This is a genomic window from Alcaligenes sp. GCM10023179, from assembly GCF_042653705.1.
Lineage (GTDB): Bacteria > Pseudomonadota > Gammaproteobacteria > Burkholderiales > Burkholderiaceae_B > Alcaligenes > Alcaligenes phenolicus.
The window spans coordinates 698,105-724,196 of record NZ_JBHSIQ010000001.1; the positions used below are offsets into that span (position 1 = coordinate 698,105).

The following is a 26,092-nucleotide window of genomic DNA, read 5'->3' on the forward strand; positions in this document are numbered from 1 at the left end:
GCAGCTTTCCTGTTTTATTGTGTCGGTTGCGTGGCCTGATCGATCAGTTCCAGTAGCCGCATAGGGCTGAGTGGGAACTCGTTGATGCGCACATTCAGCGGTGACAGTGCTTGCTCTACGGCTGAGATGACGACGGCGGCGACGGCGATGGTGGAGCATTCGCCCACGCCTTTGACTCCTAGCGGATTCAAGTGTGTGGGCGAGGGGCAGAACAGCACCTCGATATTTGGTACTTCCGGGGCGGTGGGCAGAAGATACTCTGCACAAGTGGTGGACAAGGGCTGACCTTCGGCGTCGTAGGCCATCTGTTCGAACAAGGCATTGCCCAGACCATGGACGACCCCGCCAACGACCTGACCTTCCACAATCATCGGGTTGATGAGCGTGCCGCAATCTTGCACAGCCAGATAGCGTGTGATGTGGATAGCGCCAGTGCTGGCATCTACCTCCACTTCACAGGCGTGCGTGGATCCGGCGTAGGTTTGCTCGTCGCAGTGAAAATGAGCGGTGCTCTCCAAACCAGGGTCTGTCTTGATAGGCAGGCTGTAGCCCGGCACACCTTTGAGCTCCATGGCCAGTCGAGCCAGGCTGATGGTTGTTTCAGTTGCGCTGCTACGCACGATGCCGTAAGAAATGTTCAGGGTTTCTTGAGGGACTTTCAGCACGGCCGCTGCTGCCAGCAGCACTTTATGGCGTAGTTGCCGGGAGGCCTGTTCAACGGCTGTACCCGCCATAATCGCCTGGCGACTTGCGAAACCGCCCATGCCAACGCCAATGTGACGTGTATCGCCGGCATGAACGTCTATGCCTGCGGGTTCCACTCCGAAATGTGCCGCGCAAATCTGCGCCAGGGAGGTTTTGATGCCTTGGCCCATGGCCAGGGCTCCCGTGAACACGGCAATTCGACCGGATGGGAAAATCTTGACGGTGGCGGACTCATAGGGGCCGCGACCGGTTGGTTTGACGGCATTGGCCAGGCTTTGGCCCAGATAACGGCCTTCAGCAAGGGCAGCCTGTCGTCGTTGCTCAAAGCCGTCGCGGTCCATCGCCTGCTCTGCCATGGCTTGCATGCGGGGAAAGTCTCCACTGTCGATAACCAGTGGTATACCCGCCCTGGATTTCAGCGGCTTGGTGTAGGGAATTTTGGCAGCAGGAATCAGGTTCAGCTCGCGGCAGCGGATGGGGTCCATGCCAATATGTTGCGCGAGCCGGTCCATTAGTCTGTCCATGACGAAAGCGGCCTGCGGATAGCCTGCGCCGCGTACCGTAGCGACTGGCACCTTGTTGGTGTAGACCACGTCAGCGGTCAGACTGAAAGCCGGAACGATATAGGGGCCCGTCATGGATGAGGCTGCGTTGTAGGGGACGTTGGTGCCCTGCGGCGTGTAGGCTCCGTGGTCATGGATGAAACTGCCACGCAAGCCGCGTATGCGCCCGTTTTTATCGGCCGCCAGAGATACTGACCATACCTGGTCGCGCTCCTGAATAGAGGTCAGGAAGTTCTCGCGTCTGTCTTCTACCCATTTGACGGGACGACGTAGCAGGCGGGCGACAGCTGGAATGACGATTTCTTCGGGGTAGATCATGAACTTTGCCCCAAAACCGCCGCCTACGTCGGGGGTGATCACACGTAATTGATCTTCGCGATGGCCCAGCATCAGGGCCAGGGTGTAGTGCAGTTCGTGTGCCATCTGGGTGGATGACCAAACGGTCAACTCGTTGCCGGCGGGGTCCAGTCGTGCAAGCACGCCTCGCCCTTCGATGGGATGAGCACAGCCGCGGTGGGCTGAAAATGACTCCTCGATGAGGATGTCTGCATCAAGGAAGGCGGCATCGATATCGCCATAGGCCAGCGTGTAGTTTTGCAGGCTATTGCTTTGTAGCTCGGTGCGTACCACCGCTGCGTTCGGTTCCAGAGCCAGACGCAGGTCAGAAATCGCTGGCAGGACTTCGAAGTCGATAGCCACCAGTGCAGCAGCATCCTCGGCTATGTGACGGGACTGGGCGACGATCACGGCAATCGCTTCGCCAACGAAGGCGACTTCTTCGCGTGCCAGGACAAAGGGGACGGTATTTTCTGGTAGTACGGCAAAGGCAAAGCCCAATGGCATACGCCAATGAGTTAATTCGCCCATCAGGTCTTGCGCGGTAAATACTCCGTGTACGCCAGGTAAGGCTCGGGCCGCCGACAGGTCTATGGAACGAATGCGTGCGTGCGCGTGAGGACTACGTACAAAGCACGCATGCAATACACCCTCCATGGGGATGTCATCCAGAAACTGGGCCTGCCCGGTTAACAAGGCTTCATCTTCCAGGCGCAGAAAGGAGTGCCCCAGACCGCAGGCGCCTTGTTCCTGCTGGTGAGGATCATTCATGAGCATGGCTGGCCCTCATCGCAGCAGCGGCTTTCTGTACCGCACGCACAATATTCTGATAGCCGGTACAGCGGCATAGATGACCGGACAGCACGTCGCGTATCAGTTCGGGGCTGGGATCGCTGTGGTTCTCCAGCAGTTCGACGACTGACATCAGGATGCCCGGCGTACAGAAACCGCATTGCAGGGCATGCAGCTCGCGAAAGGCTTCCTGGATGGGATGCCAGCAGCCTTGCTCGTTGGCAAGGCCTTCAATGGTGCGGATATGCTTGCCTTGGGCCTGTACTGCCAGCATCAGGCAACTACGGGCTGAGTGGCCGTCAATCTGCACGGTGCAGGCGCCGCAGACGCCGTGCTCACAGCCCACATGGGTCCCTGTCAAACCCAGATCGTGGCGCAGGAAATCGGCCAGATTGACACGAGGCTCGGCATGGGCTGTCAGGTTCTGGCCATTGACACACAGGGTGATGGGGCGACTGCCCGAAGGAAGGGGGTTATTCATGCCGTTGTCCTGTACGAGAGAGCGCTAGCCGCAGGGCGCGCGCCGTATATTCTTTGGCCAGCCGCTGGCGATACCAGCCCTGGACATAACTATCGCTGGAAGCATCGACCTGGCCACATAGTTCGGCGGCCAGTTCGATATCTGAGGGGCTGGCCGGGGTGCCCAGCAGGGCGTTTTCTGCCTCGGTCATGCGAAGGGGAAATGCACCTACTCCGCCCAGGGTGATGCTGACGCGACTCACCAAGCCGGCTTCATCCAGCAACAGCAACGCAGCGCAGGACACGATGGCGAAATCGCCATGCCGACGGGAGAACTCCAGAAAAGCCCAGCCGTGGCTGGCGGGCCACGGCTGCACCTGGACGCGGATCAACAGCTCGTCAGCCTGCATGTTGGGGGTCATGTAGGCTGCCGGGAAATCGGCCATTGAAAGTGTTCGTTCTCCACGTATGCTGGCGACGGTCAACACAGCATCCATCGCCATGCTGACTGTCGGTATTTCGGCAGAAGGGTCCAGCTGACAAAGGCTGCCGCCCACTGTTCCTCGGTTACGGGTCTGGCGATGCCCGACGTTGAGGATTGCATCCTTCCAGAGCGGCAAACGTGTTGCCACCAGCTCGGAAAACTCAATGTCGCGCTGGCGTGTCATGGCACCCATCGCGATATCGCCATTCTCTTGCTCTTGCAGGTAGGACAGTTCGGGCAACTGGTTGATATCGACCAGCGTGTCCGGAAATGCAAAGCGCATATTGAGCATGGCCAACAAGGACTGGCCTCCAGCCAATACACGGGCGTTTTCCTGATTGGCCAACAAGCCCAGTGCCTGAGCCAGCGTTTCGGGGGCGTAGTAATTGAAAACGGGAGCCTTCATGCCGGTTTTGCCTTATATCTTGGAGAGGTCCAGCGAGGAGGCCGCGAACAGTTCCTCGGGCTTGACCAGGCGTTGCGACATGCCCTGATCGTGGTGGTACTGCGCAAAGGTCTGGATGGTGTGGCGATTTGCCTCCAGGCCATAGGGCCAGTAGTCCTCTCCCATCAAGGCTTTGGCTTCATTGTGATGGTGCACCATCCACGGCAGGGTGACAGCCAGATGGCACAACTCGTTCAGTTCATGCACGGCCAGCTCTTTGGCCTTCAGAAAGGACTTGTACACACTGACCGGCAGCCAGGGGTTGTCCTGTACCAGAGACTTGCGGATGCCAACCATATGCATGATCGGGAAGATGCCCGTGCGGCGGAAATAGTCTTTTTCTACTTCCACGTACTCATCTCCGAACAGACGGCCCACATTGGGGGCGTTACGCAGAAAGCATGAAGGTGCTCGTGCTCCGATGTATCCGTCGATTTCGCCTTTTTCCAACATGTCCGACAAGGTGCGGTCATCCGGGATCTGCTCCAGGCTGATGTCATCTGGCAGATCAATGGGAGCGCGCTCGCCCCGGCCTGGTTCTTCGATCCCTCCCCGTACCCATTTGATCTGATTGGGGCGGATACCGAACTCATCTTGCAAGATGCCCCGGATCCAGACGTTAGCCGTGATCTGGTATTCGGGCACACCAATGATTTTGCCTTTCAGATCTTCGGGCTTGCGGATACGGTCGGTACGCACATAGATGCCGGAATGGCGAAAAACGCGTGACAGAAAGGCTGGAATACCTACGTACTGATTGTCGCCACGCGCAGTAGTCATCATGTGGCTGCTCATGGAGATTTCCGTAACGTCGAACTCCTCGTAGCGAAAAGCACGGTGAAATGCTTCCTCGGGCTCCAGGGATACGACATTGATATCACAGCCCTCAATTCCGACACGTCCATCTTTCAAGGCCAGAGTACGGTCGTAATTGCCAATCGATACGCTTAACTTCAGTTTGCTCATGGTGGATCCTTAGTTGATTGTCAGTCCAATTTTTTGTGCCAGTTCGCGAAACCGATCGATGTCGGCATTGATCATCGCCTGGAACTGGGCCGGGCCATCGTGGGCAACGGTGTAGCCCAGGCTTGTCAGCTTGGCTTGCACGTCTTCGCGCGCAATTATTTTTTCTACTGCTTCATGCAGTCTTTGCACGACAGGCTCGGGAGTGCCAGCGGGAGCCAGTAAGCCGTGCCACTGGTTCAGTTCGTAGCCTGGGTAGCCAAGCTCGGCGATCGAGGGCACATCGGCCAGCAGGGGACTGCGCTCTGCCGAGGTCACAGCCAAGGCACGTACCTTCCCGCTTTCAATGAAGGGCAGGGTGCTGGAGGCAGTGACGAAGGCCGAGCCCACCTGATCACCCATCACATCGTTCAGAGCGCCACCGCAACCTTTGTAGGGGATATGCGCCATTTCCACGCCCGCTGCTTCGTTGAGCATTTCGCCAGCCAGATGTTGCGGAGTACCGTTGCCGCAAGAGCCAAAGAACACTTCGCCCGGTTTCTCTTTGGCAGCCGTTAGCATGTCTTTCAGTGTCTTGTAGGGGGAGTTGGCCGGCACGATAACGACCGATGGAACAAAGGCGAAGTTGGAGACAGCTGTGAAGTCATTCTTGGGATCGAACGGCAGCTTGTCGAACACGGCCGGATTGACAGCAAAGGAGCTGTTGACCATCAGTAGTGACTGACCGTCGGCCGGGCGCTGGGCCACCATACGAGCGCCAATATTGCCGCTGGCACCGGGGCGGTTGTCCACAATCGCGGGCTGGCCAAGTTGTTCGTTGAAGTAATTCCCGATCAGACGGGCCAGTAAATCCGTGCCCCCTCCTGGTGGGAAGGTGACGATAATTTCGATCGGTTTATTAGCACTGGCGGTGGCGGGGGCCAGCATTGCACAGCTCAGCAAAAGCCCAGCCAGGGCCAGCAGACGCGGTTGGCGTTGGAACATTGTGTCTCCTCGAGAATCGAGTTCTGTGATTGATTTTTTATGCTTTAATAGTCAGTGCACTGACATAAATATTATTCACAGATTATTTTTTATATCCTACTAGGGAAAACGAGAAAGTCAGTGTACTGATTTATTTATGTTTTTTATTGCTTATATAAGAAGCCAGTAGCGCAAATTGCAGCTGATCCAGGGCCAAAAAAAAGGAACAGTGCAAAAGCCTGTTCCTTTTTGTCATCAGGATGCTTGTAGGCATCTGATGCTGGCCTTTACTCCTGCATACCCGGAACGATGCAGTTAAAGCCGGCGTCAACGTGCGTGATTTCGCCTGTGATACCGCTGGCCAATTCGGACATCAGGAAGGAGGCCACATTGCCCACTTCTTCAATGGTGACGTTGCGCTGCAAGGGAGCGTGCGTCTCTACGAATTTCAGAATGGTGGAGAAGTCCTTGATGCCGCTGGCCGCCAGGGTCTTGATAGGACCGGCCGAGATGGCGTTGGCACGAATGCCGTACTCGCCCAGCGCCACCGCCAGGTAACGCACCGAGGCTTCCAACGCAGCTTTGGCCACGCCCATGGTGTTGTAGTTAGGGATGGCTTTTTCAGCGCCCAGGTAGGTCAGGGTCAGCACCGAACTCTTGCGGCCCTTCAGCAAGGGCAGGGCAGCCTTGGCCAGTGCGGGAAAGCTGTAGGCGGAAATGTCATGAGCGACGCGGAACGATTCGCGCGACAGGCCGTCCAGGAAGTTGCCGGCAATGGCTTCACGGGGTGCAAAACCAATGGAGTGCACCAAACCGTCCAGACCGTCCCAGCGCTCGCCCAGCGAGGCCATGGCCTGTTCGATCTGATCGTCTTCAGACACATCACAGGGCAGCACGATATCCGTGCCCAGTTCTTTGGCAAAGCCTTCAACACGTTCTTTAAAACGCTCGCCCACATAGGTCAGGGCAATATCAGCACCTTGTTGGCGACATGCTTGCGCAATCCCGTAAGCAATAGAGCGATTCGAGAGGACGCCTGTGACCAGGATGCGTTTTCCTTGCAGGAAACCCATGCTGAAAATCCTTTATGTAATTAGTGGGTGGACTTAGCCACGAATATTGGAACCGGGAACACGCAAACGTGTCCCCCTGGAAAGAGAGCTGCCTTTGATATTGTTCAGGCGTCGCAGTTCTGCCACCGAAGTGTCGTACCGTTTGGCCAAGGCGTAAAGTGTATCGCCCTGTCGAACCGTATGGGTGCGCACATTGGCGCCGCGACGCAAAACAACAGTGTCATTCTTGCGGTTGACGCTGGCCGTTTGCGTACGAGCACGGCGTGTGCTTTGCGCTACCGGGGCGGCAGGTGTATTGGTCAGAGAAGCCAGTTGCAGGCTGCCTTCACCCAAGGTGGTGCTGGGCACCAATAGTGTCTGGGCAACGGCCTTGGTGCTCTTGCTACCCAAACCGTTGATGGAGCGCAGCTGCGACAAGGTAATGCCGTGACGCTGTGCAATGGACAGATAGCTTTCGCCGCGCTTGGATTGGTAGGCCTTCCAGTTACTGAGCTTGCCTTGGTAGGCCGCCAGATTGGCATTGAAGATATCCACCTTGTTGGCGGGCAGCAGCAAGGTGCCGCGATCGGCAGGGATTGTGGGGCGATTGTGGGCAGCGTTCAAGGCTTTGAACTCGTCCACGGAGATTTCAGCCAGCTCGGCGGCAAGGGCTACGTCAATGTCCTTGTTCTTGCGCACGGCTGTGAAATACGGTGTATTGCTGACCGGAGGCAGGGTGATGCCATAACGCTCCGGGTTGGCCACAATGTTTTTGATCGCTTGCAGTTTGGGGACGTAATTACGTGTTTCGTCCGGCATCTTCAGCGATAAGTAGTCAACATCCAGGTTGGCCTGTTCATTACGCTCCATGGCGCGGCGTACCGAACCCTCACCCCAGTTGTAGGAGGCCAGGGCCAAATACCAGTCGCCTTGGAACTCGTACAAGTAAGACAGATAGTCCAAAGCAGCGCGAGTGGACTCGACCGGGTCACGGCGCTGGTCTACCCACCAGTTCTGCTCCAGCTTGTATTGTGTGCCGGTGCTGGGGATGAACTGCCACAGACCGGACGCATGGGAGCGCGAATAGGCGACGGGGTTATAGGCACTTTCCACAAAAGGCAGCAAGGCCAGTTCGGAAGGCAGGCCACGGGCATCGAGCTCGTCCATGATGTGGTACAGATAGCGCGAGGCGCGCTGGCTCATGGTACGGATGGATTCGGGGTGCGAAGCGTAGTAGTTGGTCCAGTAATCAACCAGATCGGTATGCAGGTTGGGGATGGAGAAACCCCGGCGCATCCGGTCCCATGCGTCTTTGGGTGGGTGGGTCAGATCAATGGTGCGAGACGTATCGGCGGCAATGCTGGTGGAGGTCTTGGCGGCTTTTTGAGGGCTGACCTTGGGGCCTGTGGCGCAGCCTGCCAGCACGAAAGCGCATAGCAGCGCAAAAAGTCTCATTAGGTTCATTGCGGAATCTTCAGAAATTGTTTTTCCAGTCGCGCAGGCTGGCAAATACCTCGACAGGATTATTAAGGGACTGGGCAGCATGGTGCTCGGCAGCCTTGATAACAGCAGTCGTCTCGCAACGCAGAAATGGATTGGTAGCCAATTCTGTTTTCAAGGTGGAGGGCACCGTAGGCAAGTTTTGCTGACGCTTGAGATTATCCTGTTCCCAACGTTCATGCAGTTGGGGATTGTCCGGCTCTACCTGTAGAGCCCAGCGTAAATTGGATAAAGTGTATTCGTGCGCACAGCAGATCAGGGTGTCCGATGGCAGTTTTGCCAACTTGCCCAGGGAATCCGTCATTTGTGCCGGGGTGCCTTCAAACAGGCGTCCGCAACCAGCAGCAAACAAGGTATCACCACAGAAAACAAAGGGCTGTTTTACCTCATTTTGACCAAAGTACGCAACGTGTCCGGCGGTATGGCCGGGGATGTCCAGCACGTCCAGCGTCAGTTCCAGAGTGGGTAACTCGACCTTGTCGGACTGGCCGACACGCACGTCACAGGCAGGCAGACGCTCGTTGGCGGGGCCCCAGACGCGAGCCGGGTGCTTGGCCAGGATATCCATGACACCTCCAACGTGGTCACCGTGGTGGTGTGTCAGTAAAATGGCATCCAGTTGTAAGGACTCGCGTTCCAGCCAATCCAGAACCGGGGCGGCCTGGCCGGGGTCCACAACCAGGGCATGACCGTTTCGACTTAAAGCCCATATATAGTTGTCGTTCAGGGCTGGTAGTGGAATCAGGCGAACATCGCTTGGCACAGGCCAGGTAAATGCATTCATCATGGTAGAGGGAGAGAGCGCCAGTGGAGCAGACTTTGAATGATCAATTTGCCCAGTGGTTGGAAACCGTACCGGGGCGATATGTGCGGGCTTGGGAACAAGCCGGAATCGATGCGGAGGTGGTCAACACCTTCGGGTATCATGCCATACAAATTGGATTGCCGCATTGGGACCTCCTGGCGCATAGTCGCATCTCCTGCAAGGTATGTACGGCTCAGGCCGGCGTCTTGCCCGCTCAGCAGAAGAACCTGGTTTATGCCGAACCCGAGCATCTGCCTTTTGATACGCAAAGCATTGATCTTTTAATCCTGCCCCATACATTGGAAAGCGCCAGCGACCCGCATCAGGTGTTGCGAGAGGCCGAGCGCGTTCTGGTGCCAGAAGGGCGCATTCTCCTGACGGGTTTCAACCCCTTGAGTTTGTGGGGTGCCCACGACTGGATTCCGGGTCTGGAGCGGGGCACGCCTACCTTGCCGGGAGATGTGATGTCACCCTCGCGCTTGCGCGACTGGTTAAAGCTTTTGTCCTTTGATGTGCAAAGTACGCAGATGGGCTGTTACGCACCGTTGTGCCGTCAGCAGTCCTGGCTGGACCGCTGGTCCTGGATGGAGCAAAGCGGTGCGCGCTGGTGGAGCTTTGCGGGGGCTGTCTACATGATTAGTGCGGTCAAACGCACGCCGGCCTTGCGTATGGTCGGGCCCAAGTGGAAGAAAAACCGTCGGCGTGTGCGTCGGCCTATGGTGGTTGCTGGACGCGCTGCCGATGAAGGAATTAGCAAGACATGACTGATGTTGTCGATATTTGGACCGATGGTGCCTGCAAGGGCAACCCCGGTTTGGGGGGCTGGGGCGCCTTGTTGCGTCATGGCGGACGTGAAAAAGCCATTTGCGGTGGCGAGGCCAATACTACCAATAACCGCATGGAACTGATGGCCGTGATCGAGGCTCTCAAAGCCTTGAAACGCCCTTGCCAGGTGCGGGTACACACCGATTCGCAGTACGTACAAAAAGGCATGAACGAATGGTTGCCCGGCTGGAAAGCCCGCGGCTGGCGTACTGCCGATAAAAAGCCCGTCAAGAATGCCGACCTGTGGCAGGAGTTGGAGCAGCAGGCCGCAAAACATGAGCTGACCTGGTTATGGGTGCGTGGCCATGCGGGTGATCCCGGCAACGAGCGTGCGGATCAGTTGGCCAATGAAGGGGTGGAAATCGCCAGGCAGTTATAAGATCTTGGGCAGAGTTGTAGCCCGCTGATAGTACTATTAGCCACTCGTCATATTTTGTCAGACAGCTTCACCGGCCTGGCCGGTCAGGATAAGCCGCCCATGATTTCCACGCTGCGTCCCACGATTTTTTCTCTGTTTCTTGTACTGTTTGCCAGTAGCAGCCCCAGTTGGGCGCAGTCTGACGCCACGCGGGTGGAAGTTTTACCCGTGCGGCAAAGTGAGTTGATTCGTGATGTGGCGGCGGTGGGAACCCTGGTGGCCAGAGAGTCCGTCGTGCTGCGGCCCGAGATCAGTGGTCGTATTTCAGCGATCAGCTTTGAAGAAGGTCAGCCCGTCAAAAAAGGCCAGCTCCTGATTCAATTGGACCCGGCCATGGCGCAGGCGCAACTGAATCAGGCACAGGCAAATTTGAATCTGGCCAATAGTCAGCACAAGCGATCTTCGGAATTGAGCCGTCAGGGCTTTATCAGCCAGCAGGCCAAAGACGAGTCCGGTAGCCGCTTGGCTGTTCAGCAAGCCGAAGTGCAATTGGCGCGTGTGCAGCTGGACAAGACCCGTATCCGTGCCCCCTTTGATGGTGTGACCGGCTTGCGTAATGTCTCGGTGGGTGATTATGTTGGGCCGGGTACGGATCTGGTGCAGCTGGAAGCGGTTTCGACCTTGAACGTGGACTTCCGTATCCCTGAACAATATCTGGCCGATGTGAAGGCCGGCATGCCGGTCGAACTGCGCTTTGATGCCTTCCTGGGCGAAACCCGCCATGGCTCGGTACTGGCTGTCAGCCCGGCGGTGGATACGGCTGGCCGTTCCATTTTGCTGCGGGCTCAGGTGCCCAATGAAGATGGCGCTTTGCGCCCCGGTTTGTTCAGCCGGGTACGCCTTGAACTGTCGCGTTACCAGGCTTTGATGGTGCCTGAAACCGCCTTGGCTCCTTCGGGGCAGGATCAGTACATCTATATTGTGAAAGATGGTCGGGCAGAGCGCCGTCAGGTGCAGGTTGGTGTACGCGAGCAGGGCTGGGTACAAGTCACAGGCGATCTGAAAGCGGGTGACAATGTGCTGGTGGCCGGGCTGCAAAAGGTTCGTGACGGAGTGCCGGTCGATATTCAGGAAGTGATCGACGTCCAAACACAGCCGCAGCAATAGGACGGAATCATGGTTCTTTCTGACTTATGTATCCGTCGCCCGGTATTTGCCACGGTTCTGTCTTTGGTGATTGTGCTGGTCGGTTTCATTTCCTATGAACGCCTGACCGTACGCGAATACCCCGCTATTGACGAGCCGGTCGTCTCCGTCATCACCAACTATAAAGGGGCCTCACCAGAGGTGATCGAGTCCCAGGTGACCAAACCTCTTGAAGATCAGTTGTCGGGGATCGAGGGCGTGAACGTGATGACTTCACGCAGCCGTTCCGAGCGCAGCCTGATCAACATTAAATTCAATTTGGACCGGGCCCCCGATGCCGCTGCGGCTGATGTGCGCGACAAGGTATCGCGTGCCCGACGTTTTCTGCCCGACGAGGTGGACGAGCCCATCATCAATAAGGTGGAAGCAGACTCCACCCCGATTATTTATGTAGGTGTGGATACCGGCGACTACAGCATGCTGGAGGCCTCGGACTACATCAACCGCTACATTAAAACGCGCCTGTCCGTCTTGCCTGGTGCCGCTGAAGTGCGCGTGTTTGGCGAGCGCTTGCCCGCCATGCGTATCGACCTGGATCGCACCCGTTTGGGAGCCTACCAACTGACCGTGCAGGATGTGGAAGATGCTCTGCGCAAACAGAACGTGCTGATTCCAGCTGGTCGTATTGAGTCCGATGCCCGCGAGTTTTCCGTGGTTTCCTCCACCGACCTGGAAACGCCCGAGGAATTTCGCAACATCATCATTAGTCAGGCAGCCGGTTATCCGGTGCGCATCTCCGATATTGCCGACGTGCGTATCGGGCCTGCCGAGGAACGGGTACTGGCCCGATTCAATGGGCAAAACAGTTTGAACATTGGCGTGACTAAACAGTCCACCGCCAACCCGCTGGATCTGTCCAAATCCGTGCGAGCAGAAGTGGAGCGCATCAACGAAAGCCTGCCGGGCAATATGAAGTTGTCCGTGTCTTACGACAGCTCCATCTTCATTCAGAAATCCATTGATTCGGTGTACACCACCATTGCCGAGGCCATCTTGCTGGTGGTGCTGGTGATTGTGTTTTTCCTGCGCAGTTTCCGCGCCAGTGTGATTCCCATTGTGACGATTCCGATTTCCCTAATCGGGGCCTTCGCCATCATGTACATGCTGGGCTTTTCTATCAACACGCTGACCTTGCTGGCCATGGTGCTGGCGATTGGCCTGGTGGTGGACGATGCGATTGTGGTGCTGGAGAACGTGTACCGCCATATCGAAGAGGGCAAGACGGCTATGCAGGCTGCCTTTTTGGGTGTGCGTGAAATTGCCTTCGCTGTGATTGCCATGACGCTAACCCTGGTGGCGGTGTATGCCCCGCTGGCTTTTGCCACAGGCCGTACCGGGCGATTATTCATTGAGTTTGCACTGACCTTGGCGGCTGCCGTGCTGGTGTCCGGTTTCGTGGCCCTGACCCTGACGCCCATGATGTGCTCGCGCATGTTGCGTCCACATGGTGCGAAAGTGGGCCGTGTCAGTCAGGGTATCGAGAATTTCCTGGTCTGGCTGACACGAGGCTACCGCCGTATCCTGATTCGCGCCTTGCGCTGGCGTTTTCTGGTCCTGTTCATTGGTGTGGCCGTTGCCGCGACCAGTGGGCTGCTGTTTACGGTCATCAAAAGCGAACTGGCTCCGATTGAAGACCGAGGTGTGATTTTCGGGATTGTGAATTCGCCCGAAGGCGCTACGCTGGATTACACCTTGCGCAATGTGGAGCGGGTGGAAGAGCTATATCGCGGCATACCGGAGACAGAGGGGTACCAGTCCATTATTGGTTTCCCTACCGTCACCGATTCCTTTGCAATTTTGCGCTTGAAGCCGTGGGAGGAGCGTACACGTAACCAGCAATCCATTGCGCGTGAACTGCAACCGCATTTCTCCGCCATTCCCGGTGCGCGTGCTTTCCCCACTAACCCGCCGTCGTTGGGACAGCGGGCTACTTCCAAGCCGGTGGAGTTTGTGATCATGAGCCAGGCACCGTATCCGGAGCTGGCCAAGATCGTGGACGGTTTTCTGGCTGAGCTGCGAGACTATCCAGGGCTGTTGAACGTGGACACGGACTTGCGCTTGAACACACCAGAAATCCGTATTGATGTAGACCGCGACAAGCTGGCCGATACCGGCGTATCGGTGGAAGCGGTAGGCCGCACTCTGGAATCCATGTTGGGCGGGCGTCAGGTCACGCGCTACAAGAGCGATGGCGAGCAGTACGACGTGATTGTGCAGGTAGACAAGCAGGCTCGTTCCAGCCCGCAAAACATTCTGGATATTTACGTGCGCACTAAAGATGGTGGCATGGTGCAGGCCTCCAACTTCCTGAATGTGCGCGAGAGCGTATCGCCGCAATCGCTGAACCACTTCAACCGCTTGCGGGCGGTCATTGTGGAAGCATCAGTGGCCCCCGGCTATGCCTTGGGTGAGGTGCTCGAACACATGAATGAGGTGGCTCGCAAGACCTTGCCGGAAACGGTGCAGACTGACCTGGATGGCCAGTCGCGCGAGTTCCGGGATTCCTCGGGCAGTATCTATCTGGTCTTCCTGATGGCACTGGCCTTTATTTATCTGGTGCTGGCCGCGCAGTTTGAAAGCTGGCGCAACCCGCTCATCATCATGCTGTCCGTGCCCTTGTCCATGACAGGGGCCTTGTTGGCCCTGTGGCTGTCGGGCGGGACCTTGTCCATTTATAGTCAGATCGGTTTGATTACCCTGGTGGGTCTCATTACCAAGCACGGTATCTTGATTGTGGAATTTGCCACTCAACAACGCGAAGCGGGGGCCAGTTTGTACAATGCCGTGGTGCGCGCTTGCGAGATGCGCCTGCGCCCCATCTTGATGACAACCGGCGCCATGGTGTTGGGGGTCTTGCCGCTGGCGTATGCCTCTGGGGCGGGTGCCGAATCTCGTCAACAGATTGGTTGGGTGCTGGTGGGCGGCTTGTCCCTGGGAACTTTGTTGACCTTGTTTGTGGTGCCGGTGGCCTATACGCTGATTGCGGGCAAGAAAGAAGGGCAGGACAAGCAACTGGAATTGATTGATAAGCCCGAGGCCTCTGTCTAAACCTGTAGTGCTGGTCTGCGGGGAAGCTGTTTGTATAGCCTCCTTGTCGAGTGCCATTACTGTGATTGAATTTGTAGGGAAAGTGAATGCGTCAAATTATTCTGGATACTGAAACCACCGGTCTGGAGCCTCGTGAAGGGCACCGCATTGTTGAAGTGGGTGGGGTAGAGCTGTTCAATCGTAAATTGACGGGCCGCCATCTGCACTTGTATCTAAACCCGGACCGGGACTCTGATCCTGAAGCTTTGGCAATTCACGGCTTGACCACGGAATTTCTGTCCGGCCACCCACGTTTCAAGGATGTGGTGGATCAGGTGCTGGATTTTGTGCAGGGTGCGGAAGTCATTATTCATAACGCCTCCTTTGATACACGTTTTTTGGATGCCGAGCTGCAAAAGGTAGGTAAAGGCCCATTCTCGCAGTACTGCGACAGCATCACCGACTCCTTGTTGGTGGCGCGGGAAATGCACCCCGGCAAGCGCAACTCCCTGGATGCCCTATGCGAACGCTACGGTATTTCCAACTCTCACCGTACCTTGCACGGCGCTTTGCTGGACTCGGAGTTGCTGGCTGATGTCTGGCTGGCCATGACCCGTGGCCAGGACGCCTTGCTGATGGACTTTGACGAGTCTGATGGGCAAGGTGGGGATGGCAGCAATCTGAGCCTGGGCAAGTTTGACGCCAGCGTGCTGAAAGTGCTGCGCGCATCCGAAGCCGATCAGGCCGAGCACGAGAAATACATGGACGTGCTGGAAAAGCAGAACAAGAAGCCGCCCATGTGGCGTGAGATGCTCAACCCGGCAACGGAGTAATTATTTAAGAAAAGAGCTGGCCCTGAACTTGTAAATCAATCAGGGCCATGCTATAGTTTTTTTCTTCGCAGCTTTTGTAGTTCTTTAAAGCTCCGGGCGGTTAACTCAGTGGTAGAGTGCCACCTTCACACGGTGGAAGTCACAAGTTCGAACCTTGTACCGCCCACCATCTCCACCTTCATTTCATTCCCCCTCATATCGTCATTGCCCTTCTTTGTGGCGGCTTGTTTGCGTCTTGCTTATGCTTGGGCTGATTGCAGCCTGCTCAATGCAAAACGCCCCATGGATATTCACGGGGCGTTTTTTGTTGCCAGTCAGGATGCGATGTGTGATGAAAGCATCCCAGCCTGTCTTACAACCAGGTCAAACCAATCGAGATCACAATACCCGAGACAATCAACTGAATCAGGCAAAAGCCCATGATGTCCTTGGCTTTCAGACCGGCAATAGCCAATACCGGCAAGGCCCAGAAAGGCTGCAGCATATTGGTCCAGGAGTCGCCCCAGGCAACGGCCATGGCGGTGCGCGCCATGTCCGCATCCAGAGCCTGTGTGGCAGCAATCACGACCGGGCTTTGTACGGCCCACTGGCCACCGCCCGAGGGCACAAAGATATTGACCAGACCGGCGCTCATGAAGGTCCAGAAGGGCAGGGTGGTCGCCGTGGCAAAGGACACCATCCACTCGGACAGGCTGGCAGCCAGACCGGAGTCGATCATGATGGCCATGATGCCTGCGTAGAAGGGGAACTGAATCACAATCCCGGCACCGCCGCGGATGGCTTCATCCAGGCTTTTCAGCAGGCGGCGAGGGGTGCCATGCAGCAAGATGGCCAGAATCAGGAAGGTGAAGTTGATCACGTTCAGATTCAGGGTCGCACCGCGCAACACGTAGTAGTCAAACAGGTAGGCCAGGCCAGCGACACCAATCACGATGGAGATCAGACGGCTGTTTTCCAGACGGTCTGCTGGACGATCGGTGGTCTGGTTGACGTCGTCTGGCGTGTCTTCCAGCAGCTTGGGGTCGACGTAAATACTTTCCTTGTCACTGGGCAACATCAAACGGTTAATCAGTGGCACCAGAATGAACAGGGCGATCACAATGGCCAGGTTAAAGAAGGCGAAGATGGTGTCGGAGGTCCCGATGATGCCGATCTTGTCTTCAGAAAAGTGGCCCGAGGTGGCAATGGTCAGTGGTACAGAACCGGCCAAGCCACCGTGCCAGACCAGAAAGCCGGAGTAGGCACTGGCAACCAGCAAGCGGTAGTCCACGCGGACCTGACGGGCCAGCTCTTTGGCGAACAGGGCACCGACCACCAGGCCGAAACCCCAGTTGATCCAGCTGGCCGCCAGTGACACCAGTGTCACCAGAATGATGGCGGAACCGGCTGATCGGGCCAGCGAGGCCAGGCCACGCAACCAGCTTTTTACCAGTGGCGTGCTGGCCAGCATGTGACCGGTCAGCAAGACCAGCAGCATTTGCATGGCAAAGGTCAGCAGGCCCCAAAAGCCATTACCCCAATATTGGATGATCTCCATGGGAGAGCGTTGCTCAAACGCCATGGCCGCAATACCGGCAATCAGTGTGAGCAGGATGACGAAAATATACGGATCGGGTAGATAGCGTTCAACCAGGCGGACCGAACCGCGCGTCATGGCTTTAAACATAAATTGTGCTCCTGTGGATTTGCGCCAGTATTTGCGCGGGTCCTGATGTCTTGGGATCGTTTGGGTGCCCGTTTGTGCAGGCACCTTGCTGGCAGCATTTTGATGTAAATGCTCAGTACAGCCGTATTGTTGGCGAGAAGCTGTAAATTGGGAAGACGGGAAAACCTGAACCTTAAAGTTTCTGGCTAGTTGTTGTTCTTCGCTATATGCTTTACTATATAGCGGTGTTTTCGAAAGAACCATCACTCATCGCTCGATGATGGGTTCTATTTACGGGCCCCCTGGGGTCCGTTTTTTTTTGTGCTGCATCTTTGTGTGGCGTCAGTTCATAAATCAATTAGAAAGATCGAATAGGGAAGGGGAATGAGACATCAGTCCAAACGCGCCACAGCAGCGCGTCATCAGTCCGTCTGTTTTGTGCCGCGCGCATTGGTCTTGAGCATGATGGGGGCCTTGGCAGTTAGCCAGGCTCAGGCTCAGGAAAACAATGACCGCGTGTTTCAGCTGGGCAAAGTGGTTGTTCAGTCCAGCCTGGATCGCGAGGCTCCGTTGGGGGAGAGCGCAGTCAGCCAGAAAGAAATGCAGGCTTTTGATTTGCGCGATGTGGGTGCCGCCGTTAGTGTGCAACCCGGCGTGACTGTGTCGGCGGGCGGTGCCCGTAACGAACAGATGGTCTACGTGCGTGGTTTTGATTCGCGCCAGGTGCCTCTGTTCCTGGACGGTATTCCACAGTACGTGCCGTACGACGGCTATGTGGACTTTACCCGCTTCACCACCATGGACCTGAGCGAAATTCGCGTGGCCAAGGGTGCAGCTTCCTTACTGTATGGCCCCAACATCATGGGTGGTGCCATCAACCTGGTTACCCGCAAGCCCGTCAAGGAGTTTGAAGGCGAGTTCCGCGCCGGTTACGCCACGGGCGATCAACGCTACAGCGCCTTGAACGTTGGCACCAATCAGGGTTCCTGGTACATGCAGGCAGGCTTGTCCTGGTCAGGCGAACGCAGCTTCCCCTTGGGTCGTGGCTTTGAAGATCAAAAAGCACGTCCTACCGACACGGGTGGCATGCGCAGCAATGCTTCTCAAATGGACAAGAAAGCGTCTTTTAAATTGGGTATCACGCCCAATGCGACGGATGAGTACGTTATTGGTTACGTGAACCAGAAAGGTCAGAAAGACAATCCGGTCTACACCGGCGTGAACGATGCCAAGCTGGGTCAACGCTACTGGCGCTGGCCGTACTGGGACAAGGAAAGCCTGTACTTCCTGAGTTCCACCCAGATTGGCGAGAGCAACACGATCAAGACCCGCGTGTACGAAGACAAGTACAAGAACGGTCTGGATATGTATAGCGATGGTCAATACGCGACCCTGACTGGCCCGACCAGCGAGTACACGGACCGTACCCGTGGTGCTGCTCTGGAGTGGGTCAACACCAGCCTGGACAATCACGAGCTGCATTTTGCCTTGCACTACAAGGAAGATCAGCACCGTGATCCCAAGCCATCGGGCACTGAGCACTATAAGGACGTGACCACGTCTCTGGCGTTTGAAGACCGTATTGCTTTGGGTGAGCTGTGGCAGTTGCGCGTGGGTGCCAGCCACGAACGTCGCAAAGCCAAAGAAGCGCACAACTTTGAAACCGGCGATACCGATGCCACCAACGGTTTGCTGGAGCTGGGTTACGACTGGAGCGATGCCATGCAGGTCTACGGTAGCGTGGCTTACAAGACTCGTTTCCCCACGATTAAAGATCGCTACTCCAGCCGCATGGGCTACGCCCAACCCAACCCGGATCTGAAACCCGAGCACGCCATTCACTATGAACTGGGCTTGCGCGGTCAGCCATGGGAAGGTGCACAGCTGGAATCGGCGCTGTTCTTGAGCCAGGTGCGTGACATGATTCAAAGCACGGTTATTCAGGCTCCCGGTTGTGACAAGTACCGTCCAGTGGGTTTTTGTGATCAGGCCACCAACGTCGGCAAGGCTCGTCAAATGGGTCTGGAGCTGTCTTTGCAGCAGGAGTTGTCTGCTCATTGGTCGGCAGGCCTGGCGTACACATATTTGAATCGTCGCAACCAGTCTGACCCGGACGTCAAACTGGTGGATACACCCAATCACCGCCTGTTTGCTCACCTGAGCTGGAAGCCCACTGCGCAGTGGGAAGTGATGGGTTCGGTGGAAACCGAAAGTGGCCGTTACTACTCCTATGCAAACAATAAGGGTGATCAGATCTACGAAAAAACACCGGGCTTTGCCTTGTTGGGCTTGAAGGGTATCTGGCGTCCGAACTCGGACATCACCCTGGAAGCCGGTGTGCGTAACCTGGGCGACAAGCTGTATCAATACAAAGAAGGCTACCCCATGCCCGGACGTGTCTGGTTTGTGGGCGGAAGCTATCGTTTCTAAAGCCGTGCTGTTATTGGCAGTTAAAAGAGGAAGGGCGGGATGAAGCGTCGTGACATATTGCGTGCCTTGGCGGCACTGCCGGTTTTGGCGCCTCATGCCCGTTTGCTGGCCCGGCCTGAGCAGGCGGGAGCCAGCGCCCCGATCAATCTGCATATCAGCGTGGCGGGCAAATTGCCCGATCCGGCCCATGTTGGCCGGGTGGTGGCAGCCGGTCCGCCCGCTTCGGTGCTGGTGTATTGCCTGGCACCCCACGCGCTTTTAGGTTGGCCTTTTCAGCTGGCTTCTGCTGCACGCAGCATGATGCAGGCCGCTGGTTTTTCCTTGCCGTATCTTGGCCGTCTGGCCGGTCGGGGCAGTACCTTGTCCCTGGAAAGCCTGCTGGCCTTGAAGCCCGATATGGTCGTGGATATAGGTGATGTGAATCCCTATTACGAATCTGCCGCCAAGTCCGTGCAGGAGCAGACGGGTGTGCCCTATGTCTTGCTGGATGGTCGTCTGAACGACAGTCCGGCGCAGTTGCGTCAGGCAGGTCATATCCTGGGGCAGGCCGAACGCGGCCAGCAATTGGCCTTGCGTGCACAGGCAATTCTGGACAGCGCACATCAAGCTGCCAGACCCCGAGCCAAAGGCTTGAAAGCCTATTTGGCACGCGGTAACGATGGTCTGGAAACCGGCATGGGTCAATCCATTCATACCGAGGTGCTGCGGCTTTGCGGTTTGACGGTGATGGGGGACGAGAAAACCGATAATCGCCTGGGCCGTATTTCCTACGAACAATTATTGGCCTGGGACCCGGACATGCTGTTTGCTCAGGATGATGCTTTCTTTGAGCTGGCCCGTACTCAGGCTCCCTGGAATCAGCTCAAGGCAGTGAAGGAAGGACGCTTGTACCGCGTACCCGCCTTGCCCTTTGGCTGGCTGGATGGCCCGCCGGGTATCAATCGCCTGGCCGGGGTGATCTGGCTTAATGCCCTGCTGGAAGGCAGTTCTGCCATGCCACGCATGTATTCGGAGTTGCAGGAGTTTTACTCGGCTTTTTACGGCATGTCCTTGAGCGACGAGCAGGTCAAGCGATTGGTACAAGGGCTGGACCCGCTGGGTTCGCAGCAAGGCGCATGAAGTCAGGTTTGTCCTACGGGCTATTGCTGCTTTTGCTGGGGCTGGTTCTGGCCGTATTGGTGGTGTTTGCCCTGGGGCAGGGGGCGTATCCCTTGTCCGGAACAGAAGTGCTGCGCGCCCTGGTCGCCGGTTTTGGTAGCGATCCAGAAGCGGGGCAGAGTCAGGCCGTACGCGTGGTCTGGGATTTGCGTCTGCCACGTATTGCAGCGGCCTTGCTGGTGGGGGCGGCACTCTCGACCGCAGGCGCGGCGTATCAAACCATGTTTCGCAATCCACTGGTTTCACCCGATATCCTGGGTGTGTCCTCGGGTGCAGGTCTGGGGGCGATTCTGGCTATTTATTTGAATTTTTCCTTGTTCGGCGTACAGATGGCGGCCTTTGTTGGCGGCCTTCTGGCGGTGGGCATTGTCTTGAGCCTAGCGCGCATGCTACGCCATCATCCACCTATTCTGATATTGGTCCTGGCCGGGATGGCGGTGGGCACCTTGCTGGGTGCCGCCCTGTCGCTGATCAAGATCCTGGCCGACCCCTACTCTCAATTGCCCTCCATGACCTTCTGGTTATTGGGAGGTTTGAGCGCCGTACGTTCCTACGAAGTCTGGCCGGCTGCGCTGATGGTATTGGCGTGCATCGTCCCTGTCTGGCTTTTGCGTTGGCGTATCAATGTCCTGGCGCTGCAAGATGAGGAGGCCCGCTCCTTGGGCATGCCCGTCTCTGCCTTGCGTTGTCTGCTGATCGTTTGCGCGACCTTGATGACGGCGGTGTGCGTGGCTCTGGCAGGAATTATAGGTTGGGTCGGTTTGCTGATCCCGCACGCGGCCCGTTTATTGGTTGGCCCGGACTTCTCCCGTCTATTGCCCGTTTGCTTGTTGGTGGGCGCCGCCTTCCTCTTGTTAACCGATACCTTGGCACGCAGCATAGGCACATTGGAGCTGCCCTTGGGCGTGCTGACAGCCTTGGTGGGTGCTCCCGGCTTCTTGCTGTTGCTGGCTCGTGGTGCGAGGCAGCGATGAGCGAACAAGGCTTGGAAGCGATTGATCTGGCTGTAGGCTACGGGCGCAAGCAAGTCGCCAGTAATTTGAATCTGCGCGTACAGACCGGGCAGGTCGTTTGTTTGCTCGGGCCCAATGGCAGCGGTAAGTCCACCTTGCTGCGCACCTTGCTGGGCCTGCAGCCGCCTTTAAAAGGGCAGGTGAAGGTGCAGGGCAAGCCCCTGGAGCAATGGAGTGCGCGTGCCCTGGCCAGACAACTGGCCTATGTACCGCAAGCGCAGGAGTCGGCCTTTGCCTTCACGGTAGAACAATGGGTCCTGCTGGGTTGCGCCAGTGAGCTGGCCTGGTACACCCAACCTCGGGCCGCCGACCGGCAATGGGTAGGCGTTTGCCTGGAGCGTTTGGGCATAGGGCAGCTGGCTCAAAAACGTATTGATCAGATCAGTGGTGGAGAGCGCCAGCTGTGCGTGATTGCACGGGCCTTGGCGCAGCGTTCGCAGTTTTTGATCATGGATGAACCCGCCTCCAGCCTGGACTTCGCGAATCAATTACGGGTGCTGGATCAAGTCTCGCACTTGCGTCAGGAAGGTCTGGGTGTGCTTTTGTGTACGCATCAACCCGAACATGCGGCCCGCGTGGCGGACTGGGTGATCTTGTACCGGGATGGGGGCATATTGGCGCAGGGACAGCCCCGCGACATGCTTAGTCAGGCCAGTTTGCGCCAGCTCTACCAACTGCCAGCGCATGCCTTTGAACTACCTGATTGGTATGCGCGAGGGGCCTGAGGCCCCCCGAGCTTCTCACATGTTTTTCAGGGCGGCACGACCGTATTGGTTGTTGTGCTCCACTACACGCGTCAGCATGGTCATAAAGGTCTGGCGCTGCTTGGCGGTCAGTGGGTCCAGCAGTCGTTCCTGGGCGCGGTTCATGCCAGCACTGATTTCCTTCATCGCCGCCAATCCTGCTTCGGTGATGTAGGTCTGGCGAGAGCGGCGGTCTTCGGGGTTGATACGGCGTCCCAGCAAACCTTTTTCCTCCAGCCTGCGGATGACATCGGCCGAGGTGGTGCGATCCAGCCCCAGCTCGTAGCCGATCGTGGTTTGATCCAGCCAGGGTGAGCCCATCAACACGGACAGGACACCGTGCTGGACAGGGGTGAGGTCACTTTTGCACTCCTCGTAAAACATGGCGTAGTGAATCTGGTTAAGACGGCGCACCAGAAAACCAGGCCGGGACCACAGTTTGCGTCGATACAGCTCGGCATTTTCTTCTTCCACTGGACCCAGGATTTCGGCCTCGTCGGCTTCCAGTCGTTCTTCTTGCTTTAGCTCGGCGTGATTCTTCATGGATAAGTCAGTCATCGATTGAGTGGCCTTCAGCCCGTTGCCAACAAGGCAGCACACTGAAAGCGGGACGACCTGCAAAGGGTACGGCTGCAAGGTCGGCGTCTACAAGGAAAGCAGGGCTACGCTAACGTGAACAAAAGCCCTGATTTCTGATTTGCAGTCATTTCTACAGGCGCTGTCCACGCCCCAAAGTATATGTGATTTCCCGACTTGCTGAAAACAATAATAATCAGCATACTGATAGATATTGTTGGGGGGTCAAACGATTGACCTTATGTAAATCAATAATTTAGGGAAAATTTACGGTGAAACGTATTAAAAAAATAGCACTGGAGGAGCACTTCAACGCCGTTGGCTTTGAGGATTATTCCAAGGCCTTTGTCAAACATATTGACAGTGCCGACGCGCGTGAACTGATGGCTCGTTTGCATGACTTCGACGCCCAGCGTCTGGAGGTGATGGATCGTGCCGGTATCGAGTACGTTGTGCTGTCGCAGACCGGCCCCGGGGTACAGGTGGAAAAGGATGTGTCCGTCGCTATCGAGCGTTCACGTCAGAACAATGATTTCCTGGCGCAGCAAATTGCACGCCATCCCGATCGTCTGGGCGGCTTTGCCACTTTGCCCATGCAAGACCCGGCTGCTGCCGCGCAGGAATTGACGCGTGCGGTGCAGGATCTGGGCTTGAAAGGCGCTTTGGTTAACGGTCACACGCATGGCGTGTACTACGATGGCCGCGAATATGATGCCTTCTGGGAAACCGTGCAGAAGCTGGATGTGCCGTTCTATCTGCACCCCTTTGATGCTTATGAAATGCCGCACGCTTACACGGGCCACCCGGAGCTGATGGGTGCAACCTGGGGCTGGGGCGTGGAAACCGGCACCCACGCGCTGCGCATGTTGTTCGGTGGTGTGTTTGATCGCTGCCCGGATGTGAAGTTGATCTTGGGTCATATGGGTGAAGGCTTGCCGTTCCAGCGCTGGCGCTACGACAGCCGCTTTGCCGTGTACCCACATGGTGTGACCTTGAAGCGCAAGCCTTCCGAGTACATCGGCAGCAACATCCTGATCACTACTTCGGGTGTCTGTTCTGCCCCAACGCTAATGGGCGCAATTGGTGAAATGGGTGCTGAAGCCGTACTGTTCTCGGTTGATTACCCCTACGAGTCCACCGAGCTGGCCGCTGATTTCATCGAGGCAGCGCCTATGGATGACAAGACACGCGAGCTGGTTTGCTACGGCAACGCTGCCCGTCTGTTCAAGCTGGACCGGAGCTAAGCATGAGCACATTTCTGTACGGCGCTCATGTGCACGCCAATGGCATTCGTCAGCATTACCTGCGGTTTGGTGGCTCCGTTGGTGGGCGTGACCAGCGCCCAGCAGTCATCATCGTTCCCGGCATTACCAGCCCGGCGGTGACCTGGGGTTTTGTGGGTGAGCAATTCGGCAAGCACTTTGATACCTACATTCAAGACGTGCGTGGTCGCGGTTTGAGCGAAGCGGCTGAAGGCATGGATTACAGCCTCGATGCACAGGCGGATGACTTGATCGCCTTGGCTCAAGCGCTGGGCCTGAAGGACTACATCGTGGTCGGTCACTCCATGGGGGCTCGTATCGGTTTGCGTGCCGCTCACAAGAACAGCGATGGCCTGAACCGTCTGGTGATGGTTGATCCGCCAGTGTCTGGCCCAGGTCGCCGTGCCTATCCTTCCAAGTTGCCCTGGTACGTGGATTCCATGGCGATGGCTCGCAAGGGCTGCACGGCTGACGATATGCGTGCCTTCTGCCCGACCTGGACCGAAGAGCAATTGCAATTGCGTGCCCAGTGGCTGCACACCTGCCACGAGCCTGCGATTCTGGCCAGCTTTGAGGGTTTCCACACCGACGATATTCATGTCGACTTCCCGCATTTGACCGTGCCTGCCTTGCTGATGACAGCCGAGCGTGGTGACGTGGTGCGTGACGAGGATGTGGCCGAGATTCAGCAGCTGGCCCCTGGCGTTCAGCACGTTCGCGTGCCTGATGCCGGTCACATGATTCCTTGGGATAACGAAGCAGGCTTTTACGAAGCTTTCGGTGATTTCCTGGGCCAGCGCTTGGTGTGATGTTGAGCAGGGGCCGCCAAGGCGGCCCTGTCGTGATTAGGCATGTCGGTTTGAAGCCGAGGTGTCTCACTAGGAGAGACAAAATGGCAGTGAGTGATTATCAACTTATCGAAGCATGGCAAGAGGTTCTACGTCTGTCCAAGCTGCAAGCAGGTCAAACCGTGACCCTGCTGACCAGCTCCACGACGAATCAGCAAACCATGCAGTGTGCGCAGATCGCGGCCCAGTCCATGGGCGCGGTGGTAAATCGTCTGGATCTGTTGCCTGTGAATGCAGAAAAGGCACTGAGCCGGGATTCTTTGGCTTATCTGGGCACGACGCCTTTGACGGGTAATGAGGCGGCAATCGCGGCTTTGAAGGCCAGCGATCTGGTGCTGGACTTGATGACTCTGTTGTTCTCGCCCGAGCAGATCGACATTCTGAAGTCGGGTACGAAGATTCTGCTGGCGGTGGAGCCACCAGAAATTCTGGTTCGCACGGTGCCAACGGAAGCGGATCGTGCGCGTGTGACAGCGGCTGCGGGGCTGATTAAAGCGGCCAAGGAAATGAGCATTACGTCTCCTGCCGGTACCAATCTGCGTTGCCCGCTGGGTGAGTTCCCCGCGATTCGTGAATACGGTTTTGTGGATGAGCCCGGTCGTTGGGACCACTGGCCTAGTGGCTTCGTGCTGACCTGGCCGAACGAGCTGGGCACCAACGGCACCATTGTGATCGACAAGGGCGACATCCTGCTGCCGCAGAAAAAGTATTCCTCCGAGCAGATTATTCTGACTGTGGAGAATGGTTATGCCACGAAGATCGAAGGCGGCATTGAGGCGCAATTATTGGACGAGTACATGAAGTCCTTCAATGACCCCGAAGGCTACGCTATCTCGCATATCGGCTGGGGTCTGCAACCACGTTGCCATTGGTCCACACTGGGTCTGTACTCGCGTGAGAACACCATTGGCATGGATGCGCGTGCGTTCGAGGGTAACTTCCTGTTCTCCCTGGGCCCGAACAATGAAGCTGGCGGCAAGCGCACGACGGCCTGCCACATTGATATTCCTTTGCGCAATTGCACGGTCAGCCTGGATGGCCGCGCTGTCGTGCGTGATGGCAAAGTACTGGACGGAGGCGTTGGTGAGTACGAATGAAGGA

General features: G+C 56.8%; 22 protein-coding genes and 1 tRNA gene. 13 read left to right on the forward strand and 10 right to left on the reverse strand.

Annotated features, from left to right (window positions below):
* Window positions 1-14: 14 nt before the first annotated feature.
* The 8 genes from ACFPDR_RS03105 to gloB all read right to left on the reverse strand — a co-directional run bounded on the left by ACFPDR_RS03105 (window position 15) and on the right by gloB (window position 9,046).
* Window positions 15-2,375 carry a xanthine dehydrogenase family protein molybdopterin-binding subunit gene (locus ACFPDR_RS03105; protein WP_376910525.1) on the reverse strand — a complete coding sequence of 787 codons (2,361 nt, stop codon included), beginning with the start codon at window positions 2,373-2,375 and terminating at the stop codon, window positions 15-17.
* Window positions 2,368-2,877 carry a (2Fe-2S)-binding protein gene (locus ACFPDR_RS03110; protein WP_088452182.1) on the reverse strand — a complete coding sequence of 170 codons (510 nt, stop codon included), beginning with the start codon at window positions 2,875-2,877 and terminating at the stop codon, window positions 2,368-2,370. Before ACFPDR_RS03110 ends, ACFPDR_RS03105 begins: the two co-directional genes overlap by 8 nt.
* Window positions 2,870-3,745, reverse strand: coding sequence for an FAD binding domain-containing protein (locus ACFPDR_RS03115; RefSeq protein ID WP_035273480.1), 876 nt, complete (start codon window positions 3,743-3,745; stop codon window positions 2,870-2,872). Before ACFPDR_RS03115 ends, ACFPDR_RS03110 begins: the two co-directional genes overlap by 8 nt.
* A gap of 12 nt (window positions 3,746-3,757) precedes the next feature.
* Window positions 3,758-4,750 carry a 4,5-dihydroxyphthalate decarboxylase gene (locus tag ACFPDR_RS03120; RefSeq protein ID WP_035273485.1) on the reverse strand — a complete coding sequence of 331 codons (993 nt, stop codon included), beginning with the start codon at window positions 4,748-4,750 and terminating at the stop codon, window positions 3,758-3,760.
* 9 nt (window positions 4,751-4,759) lie between these two features.
* Window positions 4,760-5,731 carry a tripartite tricarboxylate transporter substrate binding protein gene (locus ACFPDR_RS03125; RefSeq protein WP_060186711.1) on the reverse strand — a complete coding sequence of 324 codons (972 nt, stop codon included), beginning with the start codon at window positions 5,729-5,731 and terminating at the stop codon, window positions 4,760-4,762.
* Between the two features lie 266 nt (window positions 5,732-5,997).
* Window positions 5,998-6,783: an enoyl-ACP reductase FabI gene (gene fabI / locus ACFPDR_RS03130; protein WP_009460819.1), complete on the reverse strand. Its 786-nt coding sequence runs from the start codon at window positions 6,781-6,783 to the stop codon at window positions 5,998-6,000.
* 33 nt (window positions 6,784-6,816) lie between these two features.
* The gene (locus tag ACFPDR_RS03135; RefSeq protein WP_026485385.1) at window positions 6,817-8,226 is read right to left on the reverse strand and encodes a transglycosylase SLT domain-containing protein; all 1,410 of its coding nucleotides are present in this window, start codon (window positions 8,224-8,226) and stop codon (window positions 6,817-6,819) included.
* Window positions 8,227-8,236: 10 nt separating this feature from the next.
* Entirely contained in the window at window positions 8,237-9,046 is an 810-nt protein-coding gene (gene gloB / locus ACFPDR_RS03140; RefSeq protein ID WP_035273550.1) for a hydroxyacylglutathione hydrolase, read from the reverse strand.
* Window positions 9,047-9,069: 23 nt separating this feature from the next.
* Between gloB and ACFPDR_RS03145 the strand changes: the two genes are divergently transcribed.
* From ACFPDR_RS03145 to ACFPDR_RS03170, 6 genes are all read left to right on the forward strand, one after another.
* The gene (locus tag ACFPDR_RS03145) at window positions 9,070-9,831 is read left to right on the forward strand and encodes a class I SAM-dependent methyltransferase (protein WP_035273499.1); all 762 of its coding nucleotides are present in this window, start codon (window positions 9,070-9,072) and stop codon (window positions 9,829-9,831) included.
* Window positions 9,828-10,271: a ribonuclease HI gene (gene rnhA / locus ACFPDR_RS03150; protein WP_022983314.1), complete on the forward strand. Its 444-nt coding sequence runs from the start codon at window positions 9,828-9,830 to the stop codon at window positions 10,269-10,271. Before ACFPDR_RS03145 ends, rnhA begins: the two co-directional genes overlap by 4 nt.
* Window positions 10,272-10,370: 99 nt before the next feature.
* Complete coding sequence (locus tag ACFPDR_RS03155; protein WP_009460829.1) at window positions 10,371-11,417, forward strand: efflux RND transporter periplasmic adaptor subunit; 1,047 nt, start codon at window positions 10,371-10,373, stop codon at window positions 11,415-11,417.
* A gap of 9 nt (window positions 11,418-11,426) precedes the next feature.
* The gene (locus ACFPDR_RS03160) at window positions 11,427-14,504 is read left to right on the forward strand and encodes an efflux RND transporter permease subunit (RefSeq protein ID WP_009460831.1); all 3,078 of its coding nucleotides are present in this window, start codon (window positions 11,427-11,429) and stop codon (window positions 14,502-14,504) included.
* A gap of 86 nt (window positions 14,505-14,590) precedes the next feature.
* Window positions 14,591-15,316, forward strand: coding sequence for a DNA polymerase III subunit epsilon (gene dnaQ / locus ACFPDR_RS03165; RefSeq protein WP_009460833.1), 726 nt, complete (start codon window positions 14,591-14,593; stop codon window positions 15,314-15,316).
* A 94-nt stretch (window positions 15,317-15,410) separates the two neighbouring features.
* Window positions 15,411-15,485: transfer RNA gene (locus tag ACFPDR_RS03170), tRNA-Val, on the forward strand.
* 183 nt (window positions 15,486-15,668) lie between these two features.
* On the opposite strand, the gene ACFPDR_RS03175 is transcribed toward ACFPDR_RS03170, so the two are convergent.
* Window positions 15,669-16,982, reverse strand: coding sequence for a short-chain fatty acid transporter (locus tag ACFPDR_RS03175; protein ID WP_035273510.1), 1,314 nt, complete (start codon window positions 16,980-16,982; stop codon window positions 15,669-15,671).
* Window positions 16,983-17,345: 363 nt separating this feature from the next.
* Between ACFPDR_RS03175 and ACFPDR_RS03180 the strand changes: the two genes are divergently transcribed.
* Genes ACFPDR_RS03180 through ACFPDR_RS03195 form a run of 4 tightly spaced genes read left to right on the forward strand, consistent with a single transcriptional unit; the run spans window position 17,346 to window position 22,287 of the window.
* Complete coding sequence (locus ACFPDR_RS03180) at window positions 17,346-19,391, forward strand: TonB-dependent receptor plug domain-containing protein (protein ID WP_060186718.1); 2,046 nt, start codon at window positions 17,346-17,348, stop codon at window positions 19,389-19,391.
* Window positions 19,392-19,430: 39 nt separating this feature from the next.
* The gene (locus ACFPDR_RS03185; RefSeq protein WP_268379170.1) at window positions 19,431-20,510 is read left to right on the forward strand and encodes an ABC transporter substrate-binding protein; all 1,080 of its coding nucleotides are present in this window, start codon (window positions 19,431-19,433) and stop codon (window positions 20,508-20,510) included.
* Window positions 20,507-21,523, forward strand: coding sequence for a FecCD family ABC transporter permease (locus ACFPDR_RS03190; protein WP_060186720.1), 1,017 nt, complete (start codon window positions 20,507-20,509; stop codon window positions 21,521-21,523). Before ACFPDR_RS03185 ends, ACFPDR_RS03190 begins: the two co-directional genes overlap by 4 nt.
* Window positions 21,520-22,287: an ABC transporter ATP-binding protein gene (locus ACFPDR_RS03195; protein ID WP_321291321.1), complete on the forward strand. Its 768-nt coding sequence runs from the start codon at window positions 21,520-21,522 to the stop codon at window positions 22,285-22,287. Before ACFPDR_RS03190 ends, ACFPDR_RS03195 begins: the two co-directional genes overlap by 4 nt.
* Window positions 22,288-22,302: 15 nt before the next feature.
* Here ACFPDR_RS03195 and ACFPDR_RS03200 read toward each other — a convergent pair whose 3' ends face one another.
* Window positions 22,303-22,863 carry a MarR family winged helix-turn-helix transcriptional regulator gene (locus ACFPDR_RS03200; protein WP_009460842.1) on the reverse strand — a complete coding sequence of 187 codons (561 nt, stop codon included), beginning with the start codon at window positions 22,861-22,863 and terminating at the stop codon, window positions 22,303-22,305.
* Between the two features lie 290 nt (window positions 22,864-23,153).
* On the opposite strand from ACFPDR_RS03200, the gene ACFPDR_RS03205 reads away from it, so the two are divergent.
* From ACFPDR_RS03205 to ACFPDR_RS03215, 3 genes are all read left to right on the forward strand, one after another.
* Window positions 23,154-24,125 (forward strand): amidohydrolase family protein, encoded by a 972-nt coding sequence (locus ACFPDR_RS03205; protein WP_026485442.1) that lies wholly within the window; start codon window positions 23,154-23,156, stop codon window positions 24,123-24,125.
* A gap of 2 nt (window positions 24,126-24,127) precedes the next feature.
* A complete protein-coding gene (locus ACFPDR_RS03210) occupies window positions 24,128-24,952 on the forward strand; it encodes an alpha/beta fold hydrolase (RefSeq protein WP_060186722.1) in 825 nt (274 codons plus the stop codon).
* 83 nt (window positions 24,953-25,035) lie between these two features.
* Window positions 25,036-26,088 carry a 2,5-dihydroxypyridine 5,6-dioxygenase gene (locus ACFPDR_RS03215; RefSeq protein ID WP_115634384.1) on the forward strand — a complete coding sequence of 351 codons (1,053 nt, stop codon included), beginning with the start codon at window positions 25,036-25,038 and terminating at the stop codon, window positions 26,086-26,088.
* Window positions 26,089-26,092 lie beyond the last annotated feature (4 nt).